The sequence below is a fragment of the Streptomyces sp. NPDC088745 genome, assembly GCF_044751045.1.
In the GTDB taxonomy this organism is placed as follows: Bacteria; Actinomycetota; Actinomycetes; order Streptomycetales; family Streptomycetaceae; genus Streptomyces; species Streptomyces cremeus.
This window is the reverse complement of sequence record NZ_JBIVLB010000004.1, coordinates 127381-150724: the sequence shown is the minus strand read 5'-3', so window position 1 is coordinate 150724 and position 23344 is coordinate 127381. Positions and strand designations below refer to the sequence as shown.

The 23344-nt window shown below is 73.2% G+C and carries 17 protein-coding genes and 1 riboswitch; of the genes, 6 read left to right on the top strand and 11 right to left on the bottom strand.

Going from position 1 to position 23344, the window contains the following annotated elements:
* Positions 1–89: 89 nt before the first annotated feature.
* Complete coding sequence (locus ACIP93_RS13540) at positions 90–1259, bottom strand: ferrochelatase (RefSeq protein WP_401758142.1); 1170 nt, start codon at positions 1257–1259, stop codon at positions 90–92.
* Positions 1260–1420: 161 nt separating this feature from the next.
* On the opposite strand from ACIP93_RS13540, the gene ACIP93_RS13535 reads away from it, so the two are divergent.
* Entirely contained in the window at positions 1421–2668 is a 1248-nt protein-coding gene (locus ACIP93_RS13535) for an MFS transporter (RefSeq protein ID WP_345217465.1), read from the top strand.
* Entirely contained in the window at positions 2631–3947 is a 1317-nt protein-coding gene (locus tag ACIP93_RS13530) for a D-arabinono-1,4-lactone oxidase (RefSeq protein ID WP_345217463.1), read from the top strand. The genes ACIP93_RS13535 and ACIP93_RS13530 overlap by 38 nt, the downstream gene beginning before the upstream one ends.
* A gap of 181 nt (positions 3948–4128) precedes the next feature.
* Here the strand turns inward: ACIP93_RS13530 and ACIP93_RS13525 are convergent, their stop codons facing one another.
* Positions 4129–5025, bottom strand: a complete 897-nt coding sequence (locus ACIP93_RS13525; protein ID WP_401758138.1) for a hypothetical protein — start codon at positions 5023–5025, stop codon at positions 4129–4131.
* A 542-nt stretch (positions 5026–5567) separates the two neighbouring features.
* On the opposite strand from ACIP93_RS13525, the gene sepH reads away from it, so the two are divergent.
* Complete coding sequence (sepH, locus tag ACIP93_RS13520) at positions 5568–6656, top strand: septation protein SepH (protein WP_345217458.1); 1089 nt, start codon at positions 5568–5570, stop codon at positions 6654–6656.
* A gap of 122 nt (positions 6657–6778) precedes the next feature.
* On the opposite strand, the gene ACIP93_RS13515 is transcribed toward sepH, so the two are convergent.
* Positions 6779–7606, bottom strand: coding sequence for a sulfurtransferase (locus tag ACIP93_RS13515; RefSeq protein WP_345217456.1), 828 nt, complete (start codon positions 7604–7606; stop codon positions 6779–6781).
* Between the two features lie 209 nt (positions 7607–7815).
* On the opposite strand from ACIP93_RS13515, the gene ACIP93_RS13510 reads away from it, so the two are divergent.
* Positions 7816–8589, top strand: a complete 774-nt coding sequence (locus ACIP93_RS13510; RefSeq protein WP_401758133.1) for a VOC family protein — start codon at positions 7816–7818, stop codon at positions 8587–8589.
* 189 nt (positions 8590–8778) lie between these two features.
* Here ACIP93_RS13510 and ACIP93_RS13505 read toward each other — a convergent pair whose 3' ends face one another.
* From ACIP93_RS13505 to ACIP93_RS13490, 4 genes are all read right to left on the bottom strand, one after another.
* Positions 8779–9429, bottom strand: a complete 651-nt coding sequence (locus tag ACIP93_RS13505) for a thymidine kinase (RefSeq protein WP_401758131.1) — start codon at positions 9427–9429, stop codon at positions 8779–8781.
* Between the two features lie 49 nt (positions 9430–9478).
* A complete protein-coding gene (locus tag ACIP93_RS13500) occupies positions 9479–10669 on the bottom strand; it encodes an alkaline phosphatase family protein (protein WP_401758128.1) in 1191 nt (396 codons plus the stop codon).
* Positions 10669–11265, bottom strand: a complete 597-nt coding sequence (locus ACIP93_RS13495) for a DUF5998 family protein (RefSeq protein ID WP_345217441.1) — start codon at positions 11263–11265, stop codon at positions 10669–10671. The genes ACIP93_RS13500 and ACIP93_RS13495 overlap by 1 nt, the downstream gene beginning before the upstream one ends.
* A 72-nt stretch (positions 11266–11337) precedes the next feature.
* Complete coding sequence (locus ACIP93_RS13490; RefSeq protein ID WP_401758125.1) at positions 11338–14424, bottom strand: GNAT family N-acetyltransferase; 3087 nt, start codon at positions 14422–14424, stop codon at positions 11338–11340.
* 150 nt (positions 14425–14574) lie between these two features.
* Here ACIP93_RS13490 and ACIP93_RS13485 point away from each other — a divergent pair, with 150 nt between their 5' ends.
* A complete protein-coding gene (locus tag ACIP93_RS13485) occupies positions 14575–14856 on the top strand; it encodes an HPr family phosphocarrier protein (RefSeq protein ID WP_345217436.1) in 282 nt (93 codons plus the stop codon).
* A gap of 218 nt (positions 14857–15074) precedes the next feature.
* On the opposite strand, the gene ACIP93_RS13480 is transcribed toward ACIP93_RS13485, so the two are convergent.
* The 3 genes from ACIP93_RS13480 to ACIP93_RS13470 form a co-directional block, all read right to left on the bottom strand.
* Positions 15075–15866, bottom strand: a complete 792-nt coding sequence (locus ACIP93_RS13480; protein ID WP_401758122.1) for a M23 family metallopeptidase — start codon at positions 15864–15866, stop codon at positions 15075–15077.
* Between the two features lie 14 nt (positions 15867–15880).
* Positions 15881–16048, bottom strand: a riboswitch (cyclic di-AMP (ydaO/yuaA leader).
* Between the two features lie 252 nt (positions 16049–16300).
* Complete coding sequence (locus tag ACIP93_RS13475) at positions 16301–17665, bottom strand: M16 family metallopeptidase (RefSeq protein WP_401758823.1); 1365 nt, start codon at positions 17663–17665, stop codon at positions 16301–16303.
* Positions 17666–17712: 47 nt separating this feature from the next.
* Positions 17713–19101: a pitrilysin family protein gene (locus ACIP93_RS13470; protein ID WP_345217432.1), complete on the bottom strand. Its 1389-nt coding sequence runs from the start codon at positions 19099–19101 to the stop codon at positions 17713–17715.
* A gap of 300 nt (positions 19102–19401) precedes the next feature.
* Between ACIP93_RS13470 and ACIP93_RS13465 the strand changes: the two genes are divergently transcribed.
* Positions 19402–21855 (top strand): DNA topoisomerase IV subunit A, encoded by a 2454-nt coding sequence (locus ACIP93_RS13465; protein WP_345217431.1) that lies wholly within the window; start codon positions 19402–19404, stop codon positions 21853–21855.
* A 105-nt stretch (positions 21856–21960) separates the two neighbouring features.
* On the opposite strand, the gene ACIP93_RS13460 is transcribed toward ACIP93_RS13465, so the two are convergent.
* The gene (locus ACIP93_RS13460) at positions 21961–23100 is read right to left on the bottom strand and encodes a CobW family GTP-binding protein (RefSeq protein WP_401758118.1); all 1140 of its coding nucleotides are present in this window, start codon (positions 23098–23100) and stop codon (positions 21961–21963) included.
* Between the last annotated feature and the right edge of the window lie 244 nt (positions 23101–23344).

The following is a 23344-nucleotide window of genomic DNA, read 5'->3' as shown; positions in this document are numbered from 1 at the left end:
GCCGCGAACCCGCCCGGACCGGGGGGCGGCGGGGGGGGGGCGGGGGGGGGGGGCGGGGGGGGGGGGGGCACCCCGCCCCGCCCCCCCCGTCACGCGAAGGGGCTGTCCGCCCCGGCAGCCGCGGGCTTCGGCGACCGTGCCGGGCAGCATCCGACCGGGCACAGGTCGTGGCTCGGCCCCAGCGCGCCGAGCGCGCAGGGCCGGACGGCGGCCCCCCGCTCGGCGGCCGCCCGCTCCAGCAGGAGCTCCCGCACCGCCGCCGCGAACCGCGGGTCCGCACCGACCGTCGCCGACCTGGCGACCGGCAGCCCCAGCTCCGCCGCCTTCGCCGTCGCCTCCGTGTCCAGGTCGTACAGGACCTCCATGTGGTCCGAGACGAACCCGATCGGCACCATCACCACCGCGGGCGCCCCCGCCCCGTGCAGCGCCTCCAGGTGGTCGCAGATGTCCGGCTCCAGCCACGGGATGTGCGGGGCGCCGGACCGCGACTGGTAGACCAGCTCCCAGGGCCGGTCGTCCACCCCGGTCGCCTCCCGCACCGCGTCCGCGATCAGCCGCGCCACGTCCAGGTGCTGGGCGACGTACGCGCCGCCCTCCCCGTGCGCCTCCGGCGGGCCGGAGGTGTCGGCCGCCGCGGTCGGGATGGAGTGCGTGGTGAAGGCCAGGTGGGCGCCCCGGCGCAGCTCCTGCGGCAGCTCGGCCAGGGACTTCAGCACGCCGTCGACCATCGGCCGTACGAAACCGAGGTGGTTGAAGTAGTGCCGGAGCTTGTCGACCCGGGGCGGCTCCAGGCCCTCCGCCCGCAGCGCCTCGATCGACTCCGCGAGGTTCTCGCGGTACTGGCGGCAGCCCGAGTACGAGGCGTACGCGCTGGTCGCCAGGACCGCGACGCGGCGGTGTCCGGCGCGGGTGATCTCGCGCAGGGCGTCCGTCAGGTACGGGGCCCAGTTGCGGTTGCCCCAGTAGACCGGGAGGTCCGCCGGGCCGTGCTCGGCGAAGTCCTCGCGCAGGGCGTCCAGGAGGTGACGGTTCTGCTCGTTGATCGGGCTGATGCCGTCGAAGAGGAAGTAGTGCTGCCCCACCTCCTTGAGGCGCTCCTCGGGGATGCCGCGGCCACGCGTCACGTTCTGCAGGAACGGGACCACGTCGTCGGGGCCCTCGGGACCGCCGAAGGAGAGCAGCAGCAGGGCGTCGTAGGGGGTCGCGTCGGACGCTGCGAGGAGCGTGCCGGTGGGGACCGCATCGGGCTGATCAGGCATACGTCGATCCTGCCACCCGCCTCCGACAGCGCCGCACCCGACACAGATCACAGTGCCGGTGCGGGCCTTCGGTACGTAACCTGTACGAAAACCTGTACGAGACATCTACATGTGTGAGCGGCGCCTGCCCCCAGCGCGCGCCTGATCGGCGGAACCTCAAGTTGTCCAGTCCCTATCGCGCCATCTTCGCCGCCCCCGGCACCAGGAGCTTCTCGGTGGCGGGGCTCCTCGGCCGGATGCCGCTGTCCATGATGGGCATCGGCATCGTCACCATGATCTCCCAGCTCACCGGCCGTTACGGCCTGGCGGGCGCCCTCTCCGCCACCCTCGCGATGTCGGCGGCCGTCTTCGGTCCGCAGATCTCCCGGCTGGTCGACCGGCACGGCCAGAGCCGGGTGCTGCGCCCGGCGGCCCTGGTGGCCGTCGTCGCCGTGGCGGGTCTGCTGGTCTGCGCCCAGCAGGGCACCCCCGACTGGACGCTGTTCGTGTTCGCGGCGGGCGCGGGCACGGTGCCCAGCGTCGGATCGATGGTCCGGGCCCGCTGGGCGGCGATCTACCGCGACTCCCCGCGCGAGCTGCACACCGCGTACTCCTGGGAGTCCATCGCGGACGAGATCTGCTTCATCTTCGGGCCGATCGCCTCGATCGGTCTGTCCACCGCCTGGTTCCCGGAGGCGGGTCCGCTGATCGCGGGCGTGTTCCTGCTGGTGGGCGTCTTCTGGCTGACCGCGCAGCGCGCCACCGAGCCGGTGCCGCATCCGCGCGAGCCGGGCGGGAGGGGCGGCTCGGCGCTCAGGTCCCGGGGGCTTCAGGTGCTGGTGGCCACGTTCGTCGCCACCGGTGCGGTCTTCGGCTCGATCGACGTGGTCACCGTGGCCTTCGCCGAGGAGCAGGGGCACAAGGCCGCGGCCAGCCTGGTGCTGGCGGCGTACGCGCTGGGATCGTGCCTGGCGGGAGCAGTGTTCGGGCTGCTGCACCTCAAGGGCTCCCCCACCAGGAGGTGGCTGCTGGGCGTGTGTGCGATGGCCGTGAGTATGATCCCCCTCCAACTGGCCGGGAACCTTCCGTTTCTGGCCGTGGCGCTCTTTGTCGCGGGCCTGGCCGTCGCACCGACGATGGTGACCACGATGGCCCTGGTCGAACAGCACGTACCCCGCACCAAGCTGACCGAGGGCATGACCTGGACCAGTACCGGGCTCGCCGTCGGCGTCTCGCTCGGCTCGTCCGCCGCAGGGTGGGCCGTCGACGGGATGGGCGCGGACGCGGCGTACGCGGTGTCCGTCGCGTCGGGGGCTCTCGCGGCCGCGGTGGCGTTCCTGGGGTACCGCCGGCTGGGCAGGCCGGCACCGAATCGGGGAGGGCACGGCGCCGATGAGCGACACCACGAAGACGAGCACCGCCTGGCGTAACTGGTCGGGCACCGTCACCGCCCGCCCCGCGCGGGCGGTGACGCCCTCGTCGGTCGAGGAACTGGCCGACGCGGTGCGCACCGCGGCCGCCGAGGGCCTGCGGGTCAAGCCGGTCGGCACCGGCCACTCGTTCACCGCCATAGGGGCCACCGACGGGGTGCACGTCCGTCCCGACCTGCTGACCGGCATCCGCGGCATCGACCGCGAGGCGGGCACGGTCACCGTGGAGGCGGGCACCCCGCTCAAGCGCCTCAACGTGGCACTGGCCCGCGAGGGCCTGTCGCTCACGAACATGGGCGACATCATGGAGCAGACGGTCGCGGGCGCCACCAGCACCGGAACCCACGGCACCGGCCGCGATTCCGCCTCGCTGGCCGCCCAGATCAGGGCACTCGAGCTGATCACCGCCGACGGGCGGGTCCTCACCTGCTCCGAGCAGGAGAACCGGGAGGTCTTCTCCGCCGCCCGGATCGGCCTGGGCGCGCTCGGCGTCATCACCGCCGTCACCTTCGCCGTGGAGCCGGTCTTCCACCTGACGGCGCGCGAGGAGCCGATGGGCTTCGACCGGGTCACCGCGGACTTCGACGCCCTGGTGGCCGAGAACGAGCACTTCGAGTTCTACTGGTTCCCGCACACCAGCAACTGCAATACCAAGCGCAACAACCGCACCCTGGGGCCCATCGCCCCGCCCGGCCGGATCGCGGGCTGGATCGAGGACGAGTTCATGTCCAACGGCCTCTTCCAGGTGGTCTGCTCGCTCGGCAGGGCCGTGCCGCGCACCATCCCGGTCATCGCCAAGGTCTCCAGCCGCGCCCTGTCCGCGCGGACCTACACCGACATTCCGTACAAGGTCTACACGAGCCCGCGCCGGGTGCGTTTCGTGGAGATGGAGTACGCCGTTCCGCGTGAGGCCACCGTGGAGGTGCTGCGCGAGGTGCGCGCGATGGTCGAGCGCTCGCCGCTGCGGATCAGCTTCCCGGTGGAGGTGCGCACGGCCCCGGCCGACGACATCGCGCTCTCCACCGCCTCCGGCCGGGACACCTCGTACATCGCCGTGCACATGTACCGGGGCACTCCGTACCAGGGGTACTTCACCGCCGTCGAGCGCATCATGACCGCGCACGGCGGCCGCCCGCACTGGGGCAAGATGCACACCCGCGACGCCGAGTACCTGGCGGCGGCCTACCCGCGCTTCGGCGAGTTCACCGCACTGCGCGACCGCCTCGACCCGGACCGCCTCTTCGGCAACGACTACCTGCGGCGCGTGCTGGGCGACTGAGCCGGGCCCCGGGGCGGGCCCGGAACCCGGCCCGGGACCGGCCCCGGGCCGGGGAAGCCCCGGCGAGGGCCTGCGGGAAGTCCGCGCAGGGGGCGCGGAAGGCCCGCACAAGCCCCGGGAAAGGCACGCGCAGGACCGCCAAGGGCCCGCGACCGGCCCCCGCCCCGGGATGCGGCGTCCCTCAGGGAGCCTCCGTGCCCGCCTCGCCCCCCGCGGGCGGCGGCGGGGGCTGCTGCCGGCCCTCGGCGCCCTCGGCGGTACCCGGGACCTTGTCCTGCTCGCCCTTGTCGGCCTCGCCGCCGGGGTCCTGGGTGGGCGGCGCGGTCTGGCCGCCGGTGGCGGTGCCGTCGCCCGTGGTGCCGCCGTCGCCGGTGCTGGGGCCGGGCGTCGGGGTGACGCCCGGGTCCGGGCTCTGCTTGCCGCCGGTGCCGGGGTCGGGCGTCTGCTTGTCGCCGGAGTCCTGGTCGGGAGCGGCAGTCCGGCCGGTGCCGCCGGTGGTGCCGGGGTCCGGGCCCTGGGAGGCCGGAGGCTGTTCGGCGGGCGGGGTCCGCTTCTGCTGCTTGCCCGTGAACACGCTCTCGAGCGCGGGCCTGTCGTTGCCGCTGAGGGGCGAGGCGACCAGTTCGTAGACCGTGATCCCGCCCATCGCGACCGCGAACACCACCGCGGCCCCGATCGCCGACCGCTTCCAGCCCCGTACCCGGGTGCCGTGCACGGACGCCTCGGTGAACTCGCCGTCCCCGGGGAGCTGCCCCTCCCCCAGGCCCGTCGGCACCTCCACCTGGCGCAGCACCCGGGTCCGGTCGTCCACGTGCGGCTGCCGGCTCTTCGGCTTCGCGTGGACGGTGACCTCGCGGAGCTGCTCCCCGGTGCGTTTGAAGACATGCTGGAAAATCGTTCCGCCACTGGTGGCGACGACACTGACCACGCCCGCGCCGATGACCGTTCCGTAGACGCCGAGCTGGGACGCCAGTACGGCCGCGATCACCGCCGCCACGGCGCTGCCCGCCACCTGCGCCACGCTCAGATCGATGCGGCGTTTCGCCGGTTCTGCACTGGTTTCCAGCTTCTTGTCCATCCCCAACCTCTGTTTGTCCTTCCGTTGCACCTTGCTACAGGAAGAGACATTTGGGCGAAGTCAAAAGTTCCGCTTCTGGACTTTCTGTGAATCAGGACACCAAGGGGCGTCAGTTCGCCCTTCACGGGGCAGGAGCGCGCTCACAAGAGTTGACGGGGAACGACCCGCGCGGAGGTGTGACAACTCCCGTGGCCGGGGAGAACTTCGACGGCGCGCCGGTCCACCCATGTGGCCCAAATGGAGTAGTGTTGCGAGCCCTGGATCCGGTCTCCCCCTGGGTGTCCGGACCCTTCGGGAGGGGGCCGAACGGCACTCGTAACCGGCGGCGCCACGGCATCGAACGGATACCTGCTACACAGGGTGACCAGTGGTCACTTTGCGTCGACAACAGGTCACCGTGCCATAACGGCGAGCGCGGGCGCAATGCCCGACACGCCGGGCAACACGGCAAGGTAGTGGCAGGCTGCACCCGGGCAGGCCACACTCGACTAGCGGAAGCAGCGACGCACGTGACGTCGGCAGGCACCACCCGGGAGGTCCCCATGCCCGAACTGCGTGTCGTGGCCGTCAGCAACGACGGCACACGGCTGGTTTTGAAGGCTGCGGACAGCACGGAGTACACGCTTCCGATCGACGAGCGACTGCGTGCCGCCGTCCGCAACGACCGCGCCCGACTCGGCCAGATCGAGATCGAGGTGGAGAGTCACCTCCGCCCTCGCGACATCCAGGCGCGGATACGAGCAGGAGCCTCCGCCGAAGAGGTCGCCCAGATGGCCGGCATCCCGGTCGACCGGGTGCGCCGCTTCGAGGGGCCCGTGCTCGCCGAGCGCGCCTTCATGGCCGAGCGCGCCCGCAAGACCCCCGTCCGCAGGCCCGGTGAGAACGCCGGACCCCAGCTCGGCGAGGCGGTGCAGGAGCGGCTGCTGCTGCGCGGCGCCGACAAGGACACCGTGCTCTGGGACTCCTGGCGCCGCGACGACGGCACCTGGGAGGTCCTGCTCGTCTACCGGGTCGCGGGCGAACCGCACTCCGCGAGCTGGACGTACGACCCGCCGCGCCGGCTGGTCGCGGCGGTGGACGACGAGGCGCGCTCGCTGATCGGCGAGAGCGACGACCTGCCCGCGGCCCCCGAGCCGAGCTTCCCGTTCGTGCCCCGGATCGCGCGGCTGCCGCGCGACCGGCCGCTGGACCGGGCCCTCGACCGTTCCCTGGAGCGGCCGCTGGACCGCGCCCTGGACCGGCAGCTGGAGCGGCCCGGGCCGCCGCCCGCGATGGAGGCGGACGATTCCGGGTCCGAGCGGGACTCGCTGACCAGCCTCCTGGAGGCGGTGCCCAGCTTCCGCGGCGACATGGTGGTGCCGGAGCGTCAGGTTCCGCCGCCGCCGGAGCCGCCGACGGTGCTCGACGCGGACGAGCCCGAGTCCGTGCCCGAGGAGCCGCCCGCGGCCGCCGGGGCGGGCGCGGCGTACGCGGACGTGCTGATGCCGAGGGCCGTGGCGGGTCACCGCGACCGGCTGGTCGGGACGACGGACCGGCAGGCGGAGGCGGACGGCGTGCGTCCGGGCCGCCGGGCCGCGGTGCCGAGCTGGGACGAGATCGTCTTCGGCACGCGCCGCAAGAAGCAGGAGTAGCAGGGGCAGCAGCGGTGTCCGGGGCGGCACGACGAGCAGGCGCCGCGGTTGCTGGACGCCGGTACGCCGTGGCGAGGAGGGGCCCGTACGTTTCGTGTACGGGCCCCTCCTCGACGGTGGGCCTACTGCGGGGCGGGACCGGTGGCGACCGGGCGGGACTCGTCCGAGGACCACTCGGACCAGGACCCCGCGTACAGCGCCGCCTCGACGCCGGCCAGCTCCAGGGCCAGTACCTGGTGCGCGCCCGACACCCCGGACCCGCAGTAGACGCCGACGGCGGGCGCGGTGCGCGCGCCGAGCCGGGTGAAGCGTTCCGCCAGTTCGGCGGCGGGCCGGAACCGGCCGTCGGCGGTGGTGTTCTCGCTGGTCGGGGCGGAGACCGCGCCCGGGATGTGGCCGCCGACGCGGTCGATGGGCTCGACGTCGCCCCGGTAGCGTTCGGCGGCGCGGGCGTCCAGGAGCAGCCCCTCGCGGGCCAGCGCGGCGGCGCCGTCCGCGTCCAGCAGGCCGATGCCGCCGGGCTTCGGCTGGAAATCGCCCTCGGCGGGGTCCGGGACCTCGGTCGTCAGCTCCCCCTCCCAGGCGGCCAAACCGCCGTCCAGGACCCGTACGTCACGGTGGCCCGCCCAGCGCAGCAGCCACCAGGCGCGGGCCGCGGCCCAGCCGAGCCCGCCGTCGTACACGACGACCGGGGTGTCCGCCGAGACGCCCGCGCGGCGCATGACCGCGCCGAATGCCTCCGGGTCCGGCAGCGGATGGCGGCCGCCGGAGCCGGGCGGCCCGGCGAGTTCGGCGTCGAGGTCGACGTAGACCGCGCCGGGCAGGTGCCCGGCGGCGTACTCGGAGCGCAGGTTCGGGCCGCCGAGCTGCCAGCGGACGTCGAGGAGGACGGGCGGGCGGGGTCCCGCCGACTCGCTCGCAAGGGCGGCTGCGGAGATGATGGCGTTCATGGGGCCATCCTCGCGCAGTGCCGCACCCGGCCGTCACTTCCGTCGCGGAGCCCCGTCGTAACGAGGCGGAAACGAGCCGCGCGGCGCGGCCGGGGCGCGCTCCGCGCCGGGTGGTGCAAGCATCTGCACGGGGCCACGGTCCGCACCGCGCGACGGCGTGCCCGCCCCGATCCTGTAACGGCCACCACGAATGGTCCGAGGAGACGTGAATGACCGAGGCTGCCGCACGGCACACGCCCGGCACCCCCTGCTGGGTGAGTCTGATGGTGCACCAACTGCCCACCACCCAGCAGTTCTACGGCGCCCTGTTCGGCTGGGAGTTCCGGCCGGGCCCCCAGGAGCTCGGCCCCTATGTGCGGGCCCTGCTGGACGGACGCGACATCGCGGGCCTCGGCCGGCTGCCACCGGACCGGCACCTGACGACCGCGTGGACGCCGTACCTGGCGACCGAGGACGCGACGGCGAGCGCGCAGGCCGTCAGCAGCAGCGGCGGCACGGTCGCGGTCGGCCCGCTGCAGGCGGGCGAGGCGGGCCGGCTGGCGATCGTCGCGGACCCGGCGGGCGCGGTGTTCGGCCTCTGGCAGGCGGCGGAACACCTGGGCACGGGGCTCGCCGGGGTGCCGGGGACCCCGGTGTGGAACGAGCTGGTGACGCGGGAGACGGCCGGCATCGTGAAGTTCTACCAGGCGGTGTTCGGGTACGGCGCGGAGGCGGTCGTCTCGGCCGACTTCGACTTCACGACGCTGCTGCTCGACGGGAAGCCGGTGGCCTCGCTGCACGGGGTGGGCCATGCGCTGCCGCGTGAGCGGGGGGCGCACTGGATGACGTACTTCGAGGTCGAGGACACCGACGAGGCCGCCGCGCTGGTGCGCGACCTCGGCGGGCACGTCCTCCAGCCGCCCAGGGAGAGCACCACCGGCCGGACGGCCGTGGTCGCGGACCCGGAGGGAGCCGTTTTCACGGTCGTACGGTCGCACCGCTGACGGTGGTGGTGATGGCGGGGGGGCTGCGCGTCGTGGCCCCGGTCGCGCGCCCGGTGCTCCTGCGCAACGGGGGCGGCCCGCCCTCACTCCGCCGTCGGCCTCAGCGACGCGCTCCGGTGCGCCGAGAAAGCCGGCGAGAGCGGATCAGCCCGCGCCTCGGCCCGAGTCCGCCCGGGACCGTCCGCGACCTCAGACCACGCTCACCGGAAGCACGTCGGGCGACAACGCCCCCGCCTGCGCCGACGCGCTCGTCATGCGCCTGCGGTGGTGGCGGCGGCACAGCACCTCGTAACCGACGTCCTCGGCGGGCCGGTTCACGTCGCCGACCACGACCTGCTCGCCCTCGACGACCATCGCACCGCCCACCGTGCGGGCGTTGTGCGTGGCCCGCGCCCCGCACCAGCACATCGCCTCGACCTGCAGGGTCTCCAGCCGGTCCGCCAGCTCGATCAACCGCTGCGAACCCGGGAACAGCCGCGTCCGGAAGTCCGTCATGATCCCGAACGCGAACACGTCCAGGTCCAGGTCGTCCACGATCCGCGCCAGTTGGTCGACCTGCTCCGGCGCGAGGAACTGCGCCTCGTCCACGATCACGTAGTCGACCTTGCCGCCGCGCGACACCTGGTCCACCACATACCCGTACAAATCCCTCCCGGGCCCGGCCTCCACGGCCTCCGTCACCAGCCCCAGCCGCGACGACAGCTTGCCCTCGCCCGCCCGGTCGTCCCGCGTGAAGATGACGCCCTGGAGGCCCCGGGCGGAGCGGTTGTGGCCGATCTGGAGTGCCAGGGTGCTCTTCCCGCAATCCATGGTTCCAGAGAAGAACACCAGCTCGGACATGAGGAGTTGAGCCTTTCGGGCCGTCATGAGGGGGGGGAAGGGGGGAGAGTTACGGGCGCACTTCGAGGAGCGGGACGTGCTGTTCCGCCGAGGTCATCGAGCCGTGCATGCCGACCATCGAGGACTCACCGGGCTCCTTACGGGAGGCGGTGATCACCACGTCGTCGTGGGCCGCGGCGACCACGTCGCCGATCCGGCCGTGGACGCGCTCGTCGACGTACGGTCCGAACCAGCCGAGGTCGATCGCCTCGTCGCGGCTCGCCACCCAGAACTGCTCGCCGAGCACCTCGCGCCAGACCGCCAGGACGTCCGAGGCGGCGCCGGGGACCGCGTACACGTGGCGGGCGCGGCCCTCGCCGCCGAGCAGGGCGACGCCCGCGCCCAGTTCCCAGTCCTCGTCGAAGTCGATCCGCGACTGCTCGTCGAAGGGGACGTCGATCATGCCGTGGTCGGCGGTGACGTACAGGGCGCTGCGCGGCGGGAGCTGCTCGGCCAGGCGCTGGGCGAGGCGGTCGACGTGCATCAACTGGCCGCGCCAGGCGTCGGAGTCGACGCCGAAGCGGTGGCCCGCGCCGTCGACCTCGCTGTAGTACGTGTAGACCAGCGACCGGTCCCCCGCCGCCAGGTGGCGCGCGGCGAGGTCCATCCGGTCCTCGCCGGTCAGCCGGCCCTGGAAGGTGCCGCCGCTCAGCGCGATCTTGGTCAGCGGGGTGTGCTGGAAGTCCGGGGAGGAGACCTGCGCGGTGTGCACGCCCGCCGCGTCCGCGAGCTGGAAGACCGTGGGGTGCGGCTGCCAGACGTGCGGGTCGGTCCAGGGCCGCCAGCGGAGCTGGTTCATCAGGGCGTTCGTGGCCGGGTCGCGGACCGTGTAGCCCGCCAGGCCGTGCACGCCGGGGGTCAGGCCCGTGCCGACGGAGGCGAGCGAGGTCGCGGTGGTGGCGGGGAAACCGGCCGTGATCGGGCGGCCGGTGCCGCCGCGCGAGGTCGGGAGGAGGGAGTGCAGGTAGGGCGCCTCGTCCGGGTGGGCCTTGATCTGCTCCCAGCCGAGACCGTCGATCAGGAAGACGCAGTTGCGGTCGGCGGGGGTCAGCCCGTCGAGGGACGCGGTCGTTCCGGGTACGTCCATGCCGGCCGCCAGCGTCGGCAGCAGGTCCGCGAGGGAGCCGGAGCCGTACTGCGGGACCGGTGCGGTGTCGAGCGCGAGGGGGACGGGGTCCTGCCAGGCGGCGGGCAGCGCCATCAGCGGGCGGAGGAGCCGGTCGCGGCCGTCGCCTCGGACAGGGCCTGCGCGAAGACGAGGGTCTGCCTGACCGTGTCCGGGCCGTCCCCGGCCTCGCTGACGCGCAGACTCAGGTCGTCGGCGGTGGAGCTGCCGGTGTAGCCGTGGTCGGCGTCGCAGCCCGGGTCGGCGCAGCCGGCGGGCTCCAGGTCGATGCGGGAGACCGCGCCCCAGCCGATGGTGAGGACAACCTCGCGGGGCAGCGTCCCCGGAACGTACTTCTCCGGGTTGGCCACGACGCGGCTGACCACCACCGAGGAGATCCGGCCGATCTTCACGGACTCGGTGGAGGTGGTGGCGTACGGCGTCGGGGAGCTGGTGTCGGCGTTCTGCTCGTCGGTGTGGCTGACGATGAAGCGGGTGCCGGTGAGGACCAGGACGGTCACGTGACGGCGGACCTCGTTCGAGTCGAACGTGGTCTCCTGGTGCACGAGGTACGACGAGATGGGCTCCGCGCCGACGGCGGCCTCCACCGCCTCGGCCACCAGAGCCGGGTAGTAGCCGCTGCGCTCGATCGCTGCCCGCAGCCCCTGGGTCGTCGTACCGGTCTTCGCCATGCCTTCCATCCTACGGGGCCCGGGAGGGCGGATGTCCCTTGCGCCGGGGCGGGGCCGGGGGTCCGGTGGGGCTCAGTAGCTCGGGAGGCGGCGCGGGCCGAGGTCGTCCCGTACCGCCGGAGGAGCCAGTCGCACGGTCGCGCCCAGCACGGAGAGTCCGTCCGGGGCCACGACCACGGGTTCGAGACTGACGCCGACCACTTCGGGGTGGTCGTCGACCAGCCGCGACAGACGCAGCAGCAGTTCCTCCAGGGCGGCGGTGTCCACGGGCGCGGAGCCCCGCCAGCCGAAGAGGAGCGGTGCGGTCCTGATGGACCGGATCAGCTCGGCGGCATCGCGGTCGGTGACGGGGACCAGCCGGTGGGCGGTGTCGCCGAGCAGCTCGGACGCGGCTCCGGCGAGGCCGAAGGAGAGCACCGCGCCGACCGCCGGGTCGATGGCGGCCCGCACCACGGTGTCCACGCCGCGCGGGGCCATGGCCTGCACGACCGGCAGCAGCTCGGCGGGCTTGCCGAGGGCGTCGGTCAGCTCCGCGTACGCCCGTCGCAGGTCGTCCTCGTCCGCCAGGTCGAGCCGTACGCCGCCGAGGTCGGGGCGGTGGCGCAGGTGCGGGGCGGTGGTCTTGAGGGCGACGGGGTAGCCGAGCCGCTCCGCCGCCGCCACGGCCGCACCGGGGTCGGGCGCGGGCAGGGCCTCGCGCACCCGGATGCCGTAGCGCCCGAGCAACTCCCGGGCGGCGTCGGGCCGGAGGGGCAGGCCGCGCGGGTCGCCGTCGGCGGCGAGCAGGGCGTCGATCCGGGCGCCGACTCCGGCCTCGTCGATGTCGTCGTACTCGGGCACCTTGCCGGGCTCGGCCGCGTCACGCCGCCACTGGGCGTACCGCACGGCCTCGGCGAGGGCCCGCACGGCGCGCTCCGCGGCGGGATAGGCGGGAATGCACCGGGGCACGGGGGCCCAGCCGGGCGGCGGAACGGGGGCGGCCGCGGGGACCGGGGCCGGGGCGCCGGGTGCCGGGGTTCCGGGTGCCGGGGTCCCGGCGGTGGTGGTGGGCGAGGTCCCGGCCGGGGAGGAGGGTGCGCCAAGGGCCGGGGAGGAGGGCGAGCCGGGGGCCGGGTGGCCCGGGTTCGGGCCCGCACCGGTGTCCGCGGCCGGTGCGCCCGTCGGCCGGACCGGTGCGGGGGCCGGCTCCCCCGGGGCGGGAGGCGGCCCGGGGCGTGCGCCCGCTCCGCTCCTGCCCGGGGCCGTGCTCGTCGCCGCCGCGAGGGCCTCGGCGAGTTCGCCCACTTCCACGTGGACCACCGCGACCGGTTTGGCCGGTGCCGTGGCCGCCGCCTCGTGCAGGGCCGCGGCCAGGACCTCGCCGTCGCCGGACTCCGTGGTCCCGCCCTCCCCCACCCAGGGGATGGCCGTGACGACGACCGCGTCGCAGCCCGGGTCCGCGAGGGCGGCGGCCAGGGCCTCGCGGAAGTCGGCCGGGGTGGCGCCGGTGGTCAGGTCGTGCGGAGCGAGCGGACGCAGCCCTTCCGCGAGGCAGGCGTCGTACGTCAGGAGCCCGAGGGACTCGGAGTTGCCGAGGATGGCGGTGCGCGGGCCGCGCGGCAGGGGCTGGCCGGTCAGCATCAGACCCGCGTCGACGAGTTCGGTGACGGTGTCGACCCGTACGACGCCCGCCTGGCGGAAGAGCGCCGAGACCGTGGCGTCCGGAATGCGCGCCACCGGTACCGCGTGCCCGGGCGGCGTACTCCCGCTGTGGCGCGCCCCCTTGACCACGACGACCGGCTTGGTGGCTGCCGTACGGCGGGCCAGACGGGTGAACTTGCGCGGGTTCCCGATGGATTCGAGGTAGAGCAGGACGGCGTCGGTGTCGGGGTCCTCGTGGCAGTACTGGAGGAAGTCGTTGCCGGAGACGTCGGCGCGGTTGCCCGCCGAGATGAAGGCGGAGACGCCCGCCCCGCGCCGGTGCAGCCCGGACAGCAGCGCGATGCCGATCGCCCCGGACTGGGCGAACAGGCCGATCCGTCCCCGGTCGGGCGAGCGGGGCGCGAGGGAGGCGTTCAGACGTACGGCGTCGGAGGTGTTGATGATGCCGAAGGCGTTGGGGCCGATGATGCGCATTCCGTACGAACGGGCCTGCCGCACCAGTTCCCGCTGCCGCTCCCGCCCCTCGGCCCCGCTCTCGGCGTATCCGGCGGCCAGGACGACCAGCCCCTGCACCCCGCTCTCGCCGCAGTCGGCGACCGCTTGCGGAACCTTCTCCGCCGGTACGACGAGGACCGCGAGGTCCACCGGGGCGCCGATCCCGGCGACGGAACGGTACGCGGGGACGCCTTCGAGCTCCGTGGTCTCCTCCGGCAGGGCGGCGTTGACCGCGTACGCACGGCCCGTGAAGCCCGCCCCGACGAGGTTGCGCAGCACCGTGCGGCCCACAGAGCGCGGGGAGCGGCCCGCGCCGACGACCACGACGGAGCCGGGCGCGAGGAGCCGCTGCACGGACCGGGCCTCGGCGCGGTGCTCGCGGGCGCGCTGCACGGCCAGGGAGCGGTCGGTGGGCTCCAGGTCGAATTCGAGGTGGACGACGCCGTCCTCGAAGGAGCGCTTCTGCTGGTAGCCGGCGTCCGTGAAGACCTTGATCATCTTGGTGTTGGCGGGCAGCACCTCGGCGACGAAGCGCCGGATGCCGCGCTCACGGGCCACGGCCCCGATGTGTTCGAGGACGGCGGAGGCGACCCCCCGGCCCTGGTGGGCGTCCTGCACCAGGAAGGCGACCTCGGCCTGGTCGGCGTCGGGTCCCGAGGCGGGCAGGCCGTCGGCGTCGATGCGGTCGTAGCGGACGGTGGCGATGAACTCGCCGCCCACGGTGACGGCCAGGCCCACCCGGTCGACGTAGTCGTGGTGGGTGAAACGGTGGACGTCCTTGGCGGACAGCCGGGGGTAGGGCGCGAAGAAGCGGTAGTACTTCGACTCGTCCGAGACCTGTTCGTAGAAGCTGACCAGCCGGTCGGCGTCCTGGGTGGTGATGGGCCGGATGCGCGCCGTTCCGCCGTCGCGCAGTACGACGTCGGCCTCCCAGTGGTCGGGGTACGCGTGCTCCGACTGGTCGGGACGCGCCCGCTCCGGCGCCCCGCCCACCTGATCCGCATCGTCCGCAGCCTTGGCCATGGTGTGCAGCCTACGACTCGCGGGGGTCCGGAGGGCGGGACAGTCTGGTCCTGTTCGGCCGGTCCTCCCCGGGACTTTCGCCGGGCAGAGCAGCCCGCACCACATGAGAGACTGGTCTAGACAACCAATAAGCACATGAAGGGCAACACCATGGTTGAGCGCCGCGTCACCGTCGGCTGGGCCGAGGGCCTGCACGCCCGCCCCGCCTCCATCTTCGTCCGCGCCGTCACGGCCACCGGCGTCCCCGTCACCATCGCCAAGGCGGGCGGCACCCCGGTCAACGCCGCGTCGATGCTGGCGCTGCTGGGCCTGGGCGCGCAGGGCGGCGAGGAGATCGTGCTGGCGTCCGAGGCCGAGGGCGCGGACGCCGCCCTGGACCGTCTCGCGAAGCTGGTCGCCGAGGGCCTGGACGAGCTCCCCGAGACCGTCTGAGACCCCCGCGGCCACGTGAGGCCGCGCCCGTACGGGCGAAATTCCCGCGCACGAGCCGCGGCATCCCGGATTCCGGGGGCCGCGGCTCGTGCCGTTCCCGGGAATGCCGGGAGCGGGCCGCGGCGTCCGGCGGGACCGGAGCGGGCCGCGGCGTCCGGCGGAACGCGAAAGGGCCCCGGCTCACGGGGAGCCGGGGCCCTTCCTTGTGGAGTTCGCGGTCAGACGCTGACGCCGTGCGCGCGCAGGTACGCGACGGGGTCGATGTCCGAGCCGTACTCGGGCGAGGTGCGGGCCTCGAAGTGCAGGTGCGGGCCGGTGGAGTTGCCGGTCGAGCCGGCCAGGCCTATCTGGTCGCCGGAGCCGACGCTCTGGCCGACCGAGACGCCGATCGAGGAGAGGTGGCCGTACTGGGTGTACGAGCCGTCGTTCATCCTGATCACGATGTTGTTGCCGTACGCGCCGCCCCAGCCGGCCTCGACGACCGTGCCGGCGCCGACGGCGACCACGGAGGTGCCGGAGGCGGCGTGGAAGTCGACGCCGGAGTGGCTGCCGGAGGACCACAGGGCGCCGCCGGACTTGTAGCTGGTGGAGACGTACGAACCGGCCACCGGCAGCCGGAAGGTGTTGAGGCGCTTGCGCTCGGCCTCGCGGGCGGCGCGCTCGCGGTCCTCGCGCTCCTTCTTGGCCCTCGCCTCGGCCTTGCGCTTGACCTCGGCCTTGCGCTCGGCCTCCGCCTTGCGGGCGGCCTCGGCCTCGTCCAGCACCTTCTGCTGCGCCTGGGCCTGCTCCTCGATCCGCTCGGCCACGACCTCGGCGGAGTGGTCCAGGGCGACGGCGCGGATGGTGCCGGTGTCCTCCGCGGCCAGGTCCTGCTCGGCGGCGAAGGCCTGCGGGGCCAGGGTTCCGATGACACCGGTCGTGGTGAGTGCGGCGACTCCGGCGATGTTGGCGCTCTTGCGCGACAGCACGGAGGGACGCCGGTGCTTCCCGGCGGCACGGGTGAACGCCATGGAGTGGCTGTTTCCTTTCCTTCCTTCTCGCCTACCGGGTTAGCTGACGGGTTCGGAGCAGGAAGGTCTCCTACGGACCCCACCCGCCCGTGCGGGCGATGGCGTCCGATTCACCCCAGGGACTCAAGTGGGTCCCCGGCTCCCCAGGCTCGCGCCTGACGGGGACTCGGCGATGACTGCCCGGTGCCGCGGTTGCGGCGCACTCTGACGGGCAGCCGGGTCGACGCTAAGCGGCACTTCTTTCAATCTCCAAACACACGGCCGCTTTTGTGAAGGAGCCCACACGGCAGACAGGCAACCTCCGCAACAAATCGGGCATACGGGAGGACCCCGACGACCGGGAAGCCGTCGGGGTCCTTTTCGTCCTGCTTTCCACCGGCCGCCCGGATGACCTTTGATCGGTCAAGCGGCCGGTGAACCGGTCGGCGGGCCGGTCAGCTCACGACCGTGACCTCGCCGATGTCCAACGCGCGCACCGGCTCCACGATCCGGGACGCGTCGCCGACCAGGACCGTGACCAGCCTGTCCACCGGGAAGGCGTTCACCACCGCGGCGGTGGCCTCCACGGTGCCGGTCGCGGCCAGCCGCGCGTACAGCTGGGCCTGGAAGTCGTCGGGCAGGTGCTGCTCGACCTGGTCGGCCAGCGTGCCCGCGACCGCCGAGGCCGTCTCGTACTTGAGCGGGGCGACCCCGACCAGGTTCTGCACGGCGACGTCGCGCTCGGCGTCGGTGAGTCCCTCGGCCGCGAGCGTCCGCAGGACCTTCCACAGGTCCTCCAGGGCGGGCCCGGTCGACTCGGTGTCCACGGAGCCGCTGATGGCCAGCATGGCGGCGCCCGTGCCGTCCTCGGCGGAGCGCAGCACCTGGCCGAAGGCACGCACGCCGTAGGTGTAGCCCTTCTCCTCGCGCAGGACGCGGTCCAGGCGGGAGGTGAGGGTGCCGCCGAGACAGTACGTACCGAGCACCTGGGCGGGCCAGACGCGGTCGTGCCGGTCGGCGCCGATGCGGCCGATCAGGAGCTGGGTCTGGACCGCGCCGGGGCGGTCCACGACGACCACGCGGCCCGTGTCGTCGGCGGTGATCGCCGGAACGGGGCGCGGGGCCGCCGTGCCGCCCGTCCAGGCGCCCAGGGTCTCGGCCAGGACCGCGTCCAGGTCGATGCCGGTGAGGTCGCCGACGACGACCGCCGTGGCGGTGGCCGGGCGGACGTGCGTCTCGTAGAAGGCGCGCACGGCCGCGGAGTCGATGTTCTTGACCGTCTCCTCGGTGCCCTGGCGGGGGCGCGACATGCGCAGGTCCGCCGGGAACAGCTCGTGGGAGAGCTGCTTGGCGGCCCGACGGGACGGGTTGGCCGCCTCGTGCGGGAGCTCGTCGAGCCGGTTGCGTACGAGACGCTCGATCTCGCCGTCCGCGAACGCCGGTGCGCGCAGGGCGTCGGCGAGCAGTCCGAGCGCCTTGGGCAGCCGGGAGACCGGGACTTCGAGGGAGACCCGCACGCCCGGGTGGTCGGCGAACGCGTCGAGGGTGGCGCCGCAGCGCTCCAGCTCGGCGGCGAACTCCTCGGCGGAGTGCTTGTCGGTGCCCTCGGTGAAGGCGCGCGACATGATCGTGGCGACGCCGTCCAGGCCCTTCGGCTCGGCCTCCAGGGGCGCGGCGAGGAAGACCTCGACGGCCACCAGCTTCTGGCCGGGGCGGTCGCAGCGCAGCACGGTCAGGCCGTTGGGCAGCGCGCCGCGCTCGGGGGCGGGGAAGGCCCACGGGGTGGCGGGCCCGGGCTGCGGCTGCGGGTGGAACTGCATCGCGCTGGTCACGGCCGCGCTCCCGCCGGTGGTGGCTGCGGTCTCCGTCACTGGTCCGCCCCTTCCTGCTCGTCGTTCTCCTGCGCGCCTTCCCGCACGTCCGCGGCTGCGACTGCGTCCGCGGCTGCGTCGTCGGAGGCGGCCGTCGGTTCGTACACCAGGACCGCGCGGTTGTCCGGGCGCAGCCGGGCCTTGGCCACGGCCTGGACCTCCTCGGCGGTGACCTCCAGGACGCGTCCGACGGCGCTCAGGGCGAGCTGCGGGTCGCCGAACAGGACGGCGTACCGGCACAGTTCGTCGGCGCGGCCGGCGACCGTGCCCAGCCGGTCCAGCCACTCGCGCTCCAGCTGGGCCTGGGCGCGCTCCATCTCCTCGGCCGTGGGGCCCTCCGCGGCGAACCGGGCGAGCTCCTCGTCGACGGCGGCCTCGATGGCCGGGACCTCCACACCGCCTGAGGTCTTGACGTCCAGCCAGCCCAGCGAGGGGGCCCCGGCCAGGCGCAGCAGGCCGAAGCCCGCGGCGACGGCCGTCTGGTCGCGCCGTACGAGACGGTTGTGCAGCCGGGAGGACTCGCCGCCGCCGAGGACGGTGAGCGCCAGGTCGGCGGCGTCCGCCTCGCGGGTGCCGTCGCTGGGCAGCCGGTAGGCGGCCATCAGCGCGCGCGCCGGGACCTCCTCCTCGACGACCTCGCGCAGCTCGCCGCCGATGACGTCGGGCAGCGAGCCGTCGCGGGGCGGCTGCTTGCCGTCGTGCGAGGGGATCGAGCCGAAGTACTTCTCCACCCAGGCGAGCGTCTGCTCGGGGTCGATGTCGCCGACGATCGACAGCACCGCGTTGTTGGGCGCGTAGTACGTGCGGAAGAAGGCGCGGGCGTCTTCGAGCGTGGCCGCGTCCAGGTCGGCCATGGAGCCGATCGGGGTGTGGTGGTAGGGGTGTCCCTCGGGGTACATCAGGGCGGTGAGCTTCTCGAACGCGGTGCCGTAGGGCACGTTGTCGTACCGCTGGCGGCGCTCGTTCTTGACGACGTCGCGCTGGTTCTCCATGGACTCGTCGTCGAGCGCGGTGAGCAGCGAGCCCATCCGGTCGGCTTCCAGCCACAGCGCCAGCTCCAGCTGGTGCGCGGGCATGGTCTCGAAGTAGTTGGTGCGCTCGAAGCTCGTGGTGCCGTTGAGCGAGCCGCCGGCGCCCTGCACCAGCTCGAAGTGCCCGTTGCCCTTGACCTGGGCGGAGCCCTGGAACATGAGGTGCTCGAAGAGGTGCGCCAGGCCGGTGCGGCCCTTGACCTCGTGGCGCGAGCCGACGTCGTACCAGAGGCAGACCGCGGCGACCGGGGTCAGGTGGTCCTCGGAGAGGATCACCCTCAGACCGTTCGCAAGCCGGTGCTCGGTCGCTGTCAGGCCGCCGGAGCCGGCCTGCGCTGTGGCCGTGTGACCCATGGGCATGTACGTCCCTTCGATCGCGTATGAGACAAGTCCTGCTGTTAAGTCCTGCCACTGTATGCAAGCGCAGTGACAGTCCGCGAAGTTCCCGGATCCCCGACTCTTCGTTCCCGTGTTTTCGACGCGCTGTTCCCCCGCCGACGGCGCGCGTCCCGGACGGCTCCACGACCGCTACGGACGGGCCGAGGTCGGCGTTGTCAGTGCGGCGGTCCACAATGGTCCGCGTCAGGAACCCCCGTGTCCGCACGATCAGTCCAGCCACCGACCGTTGAACAGTGAGAAGGAGCCGCAGCCGCGATGGCCCGCCGCAGCACGAAGACCCCGCAGCCTGACGAGGCGTTCGAGGAGAAGATCCTCGACGTCGACGTCGTCGACGAGATGCAGGGCTCCTTCCTCGAGTACGCCTACTCGGTGATCTACTCGCGCGCCCTGCCGGACGCGCGGGACGGCCTCAAGCCCGTGCACCGCCGCATCGTCTACCAGATGAACGAGATGGGCCTGCGCCCCGACCGGGGGTACGTGAAGTGCGCCCGCGTGGTCGGCGAGGTGATGGGAAAGCTGCACCCGCACGGCGACGCGTCCATCTACGACGCGCTGGTGCGCATGGCGCAGCCGTTCTCCATGCGGCTGCCGCTGGTCGACGGGCACGGCAACTTCGGCTCGCTGGGCAACGACGACCCGCCGGCCGCGATGCGGTACACCGAGTGCAGGATGGCCGACGCGACGTCGCTGATGACGGAGTCGATCGACGAGGACACGGTCGACTTCAGCCCGAACTACGACGGCAAGGAGCGCGAGCCCGTCGCGCTGCCGGCCGCATATCCGAACCTGCTGGTCAATGGCACCACCGGCATCGCGGTCGGCATGGCCACCAACATGCCGCCGCACAACCTGGGCGAGGTCGTGGCCGCGGCCCGCCACCTGATCAAGCACCCGGGCGCCGACCTGGAGACGCTGATGCGCTTCGTGCCCGGGCCCGACCTGCCGACCGGTGGCCGGATCGTCGGTCTCACGGGCATCAAGGACGCGTACGAGAAGGGCCGCGGCACCTTCAAGATCCGCGCCACGGCCGCCGTGGAGAACGTGACGGCCCGCCGCAAGGGCCTGGTCGTCACCGAACTGCCCTTCACGGTCGGCCCGGAGAAGGTCATCGCCAAGATCAAGGACCTGGTCGGGGCGAAGAAGATCCAGGGCATCGCGGACGTCAAGGACCTCACCGACCGCTCGCACGGTCTGCGCCTGGTCATCGAGATCAAGAACGGCTTCGTCCCGGAGGCCGTCCTCGAACAGCTCTACAAGCTGACGCCGATGGAGGAGTCCTTCGGCATCAACAACGTCGCCCTGGTCGACGGCCAGCCGCTCACGCTGGGCCTCAAGGAGCTGCTGGAGGTCTACCTGGACCACCGCTTCGAGGTGGTCCGCCGGCGCAGCGAGTTCCGCCGCACCAAGCGCCGGGACCGGCTGCACCTGGTGGAGGGCCTGCTCGTCGCGCTCATCGACATCGACGAGGTCATCCGCCTCATCCGCTCCAGCGAGAACTCCGCGCAGGCCAAGGAGCGCCTGATCGAGCGCTTCGGGCTCTCCGAGATCCAGACCCAGTACATCCTGGACACCCCGCTGCGCCGTCTGACCAAGTTCGACCGGATCGAGCTGGAGTCGGAGCGCGACCGCCTCAACGGCGAGATCGACGAGCTGACCGGAATCCTGGAGTCCGACGCGGAGCTGCGCAAGCTGGTCTCGGCGGAACTGGCCGCGGTCGCCAAGAAGTTCGGCACCGAGCGCCGTACGGTCCTGCTGGAGTCGGGCGCCTCGGCCGTCGCCACGGTGCCGCTGGAGGTCCCGGACGACCCCTGCCGCGTCCTGCTCTCCTCCACCGGTCTCCTGGCCCGTACGCCCAACGGCGAGCCCCTCGCCCTAGACGACGCGCGCCGCACCAAGCACGACGTGATCGTCTCGGCCGTCCCCGCGACGGCGCGCGGCACCGTCGGCGCGGTGACCTCGGCGGGCCGGCTGCTGCGACTGGCCGTGATCGACCTCCCCCAGCTCCCCGGCACGGCGTCCGCGCCCAACCTCTCGGGCGGGGCCCCGGTCGCGGAGTTCCTCTCCCTGGAGGGCGACGAGACCCTGATCTGCCTGACCACCCTGGACGAGTCCTCCCCCGGCCTCGCGATCGGCACGGAACAGGGCGTCGTGAAGCGGGTCGTCCCCGACTACCCCGCCCACAAGGACGAGCTGGAGGTCATCACGCTCAAGGACGGCGACCGCATCGTCGGCGGGCGGGAGCTGCGCACGGGCGAGGAGGACCTGGTCTTCATCACCGACGACGCCCAGCTCCTGCGCTACCAGGCCTCGCAGGTGCGCCCGCAGGGCCGCCCGGCCGGCGGCATGGCAGGCATCAAGCTGGCCGCGGGCGCCAAGGTCATCTCCTTCACGGCCGTCGACCCGGCGGCCGACGCGGTGGTCTTCACCGTCGCCGGTTCGAAGGGCACCCTCATGGGTGACGCGGAGTCCTCCGCCAAGCTCACCCCCTTCGACCAGTACCCGCGCAAGGGCCGCGCCACGGGCGGCGTCCGCTGCCAGCGCTTCCTGCGCGGGGAGGACGCCCTGCTGCTGGCGTGGGCGGGCGCGGCCCCGGCCCGGGCCGCCCAGAAGAACGGCACCCCGGCCGAGCTGCCGGAGCTCGACCCGCGCCGCGACGGCTCGGGCACTCCGCTGCCGAAGCCGGTGGCGGCTCTGGCGGGGGCGGTGTAGGGGCTCCGCCGCACGGGGCGGGCCGCCTGCCGGGGAGATCACTCCTCGCGGGCGGGCCGCCTCCGGGAGGATCACTCCTCGCGGACGGGCCGTCCCCCGGGGAGATCACTCCTCGGGGGGCGGCCCCTCCGTCTCCGCCGTCTGTACGTAACGCAGGACGCCCCACATGGCGCGCTCGGCGGGAGTGTCCTCGCCCGGTGGCACGTCCCGGGCGTCCGGCTCGCCCACGCACCCGGCGAGCCGCTCCCGCAGCGCCCGGCCGTCCGTGCCCGTCCCGATCAGCACGAGCTGCGTGAGCCGTTCCTCCTGCGCTCCCCAGGGCTCCGGACGGAACCGCAGGAACCGCCCCACCGCGTGCACCGCGTACCGGTTGCGCGCGTCGGCGGCACCGAAGTCGACGTATCCCTTGATCCGGTACAGCCCCTCGGGCCGCGCGTCGAGGAAGGCCATGAGCCGCCCCGGGTCCATGGGGACGTCCGACACGAACTCCACGCTCTCGTACGCGGCATGCAGATGCCCGGAGCAAGCGGGGCACTCGCCGGGCCCGGCGTGCCCGGAGCACGGCCCCTCCTCACCGCCGTCGCCCTCGGCCTCGGCCCGCAGGTCCTCGAAGCTCAGCTGCCAGCCGTCCTCCTGGTGCTGCGCGGCGGTCCGCCGGTCGAAGAGCACCTCCGGATCGATCCGCCCGTACGCGGAGCAGATGACCGCACCGCTCCCGAGGCCGGCCAGTTCCTCGCGCAGCGCGGCGAGCTCCTCCTCGCCCACCCGGTCGGTCTTGTTGAGCACGACCAGGTCAGCGACGGCCGCATGCCGCACGATCTCCGGATGCCGCAGCCTGGTCGCCCCGAACTCGGCCGCGTCCACGACCTCCACGAGCCCCCCGTACACGGCATACGGGTTCTCACTGGCCAGCAGCATCCGCACCAGCTCCTGGGGCTCCGCCAGCCCGCTGGCCTCGATGACGATGACGTCCATCCCGGCCGCCGGATCCGTCAGCTTCGCCAGGTACGCATCGAGCTCACTCGCGTCCACCGCACAGCACAGACACCCGTCCCCGAGCGAAACCGTCGAGTCCCCCAACTGTCCCGCCACGGCCATCGCGTCGATCTCGATCGCCCCGAAGTCATTGACGATCGCCCCGATCCGGGTACCACGACTCCGCTTGAGCAGATGATTGAGCAGGGTCGTCTTCCCCGATCCCAGAAATCCGGCGAGGACGACGACGGGGATGTGTGGCCTGGACATGGTCCCGATCGTAGACGCACCGGCTGTCGCGGCTGCCGCACTCCGGCCGCTCCCGAAATCGGGGGCCGCCCCTTTTCGGACGCGGCAGGCGGTGAACGGTTGTCGGTGGCACCCAACGGGCACATATGCGAGTAGGGCGCACGTTGCCACGACACGTCTTCGCACGTCTCTGACTCCGTGCGCCTCTGCTCCGCCTTCCGCCGACCGGAGCCGCTCGGCACTCTGGAGGCGGGACACGCAGTCA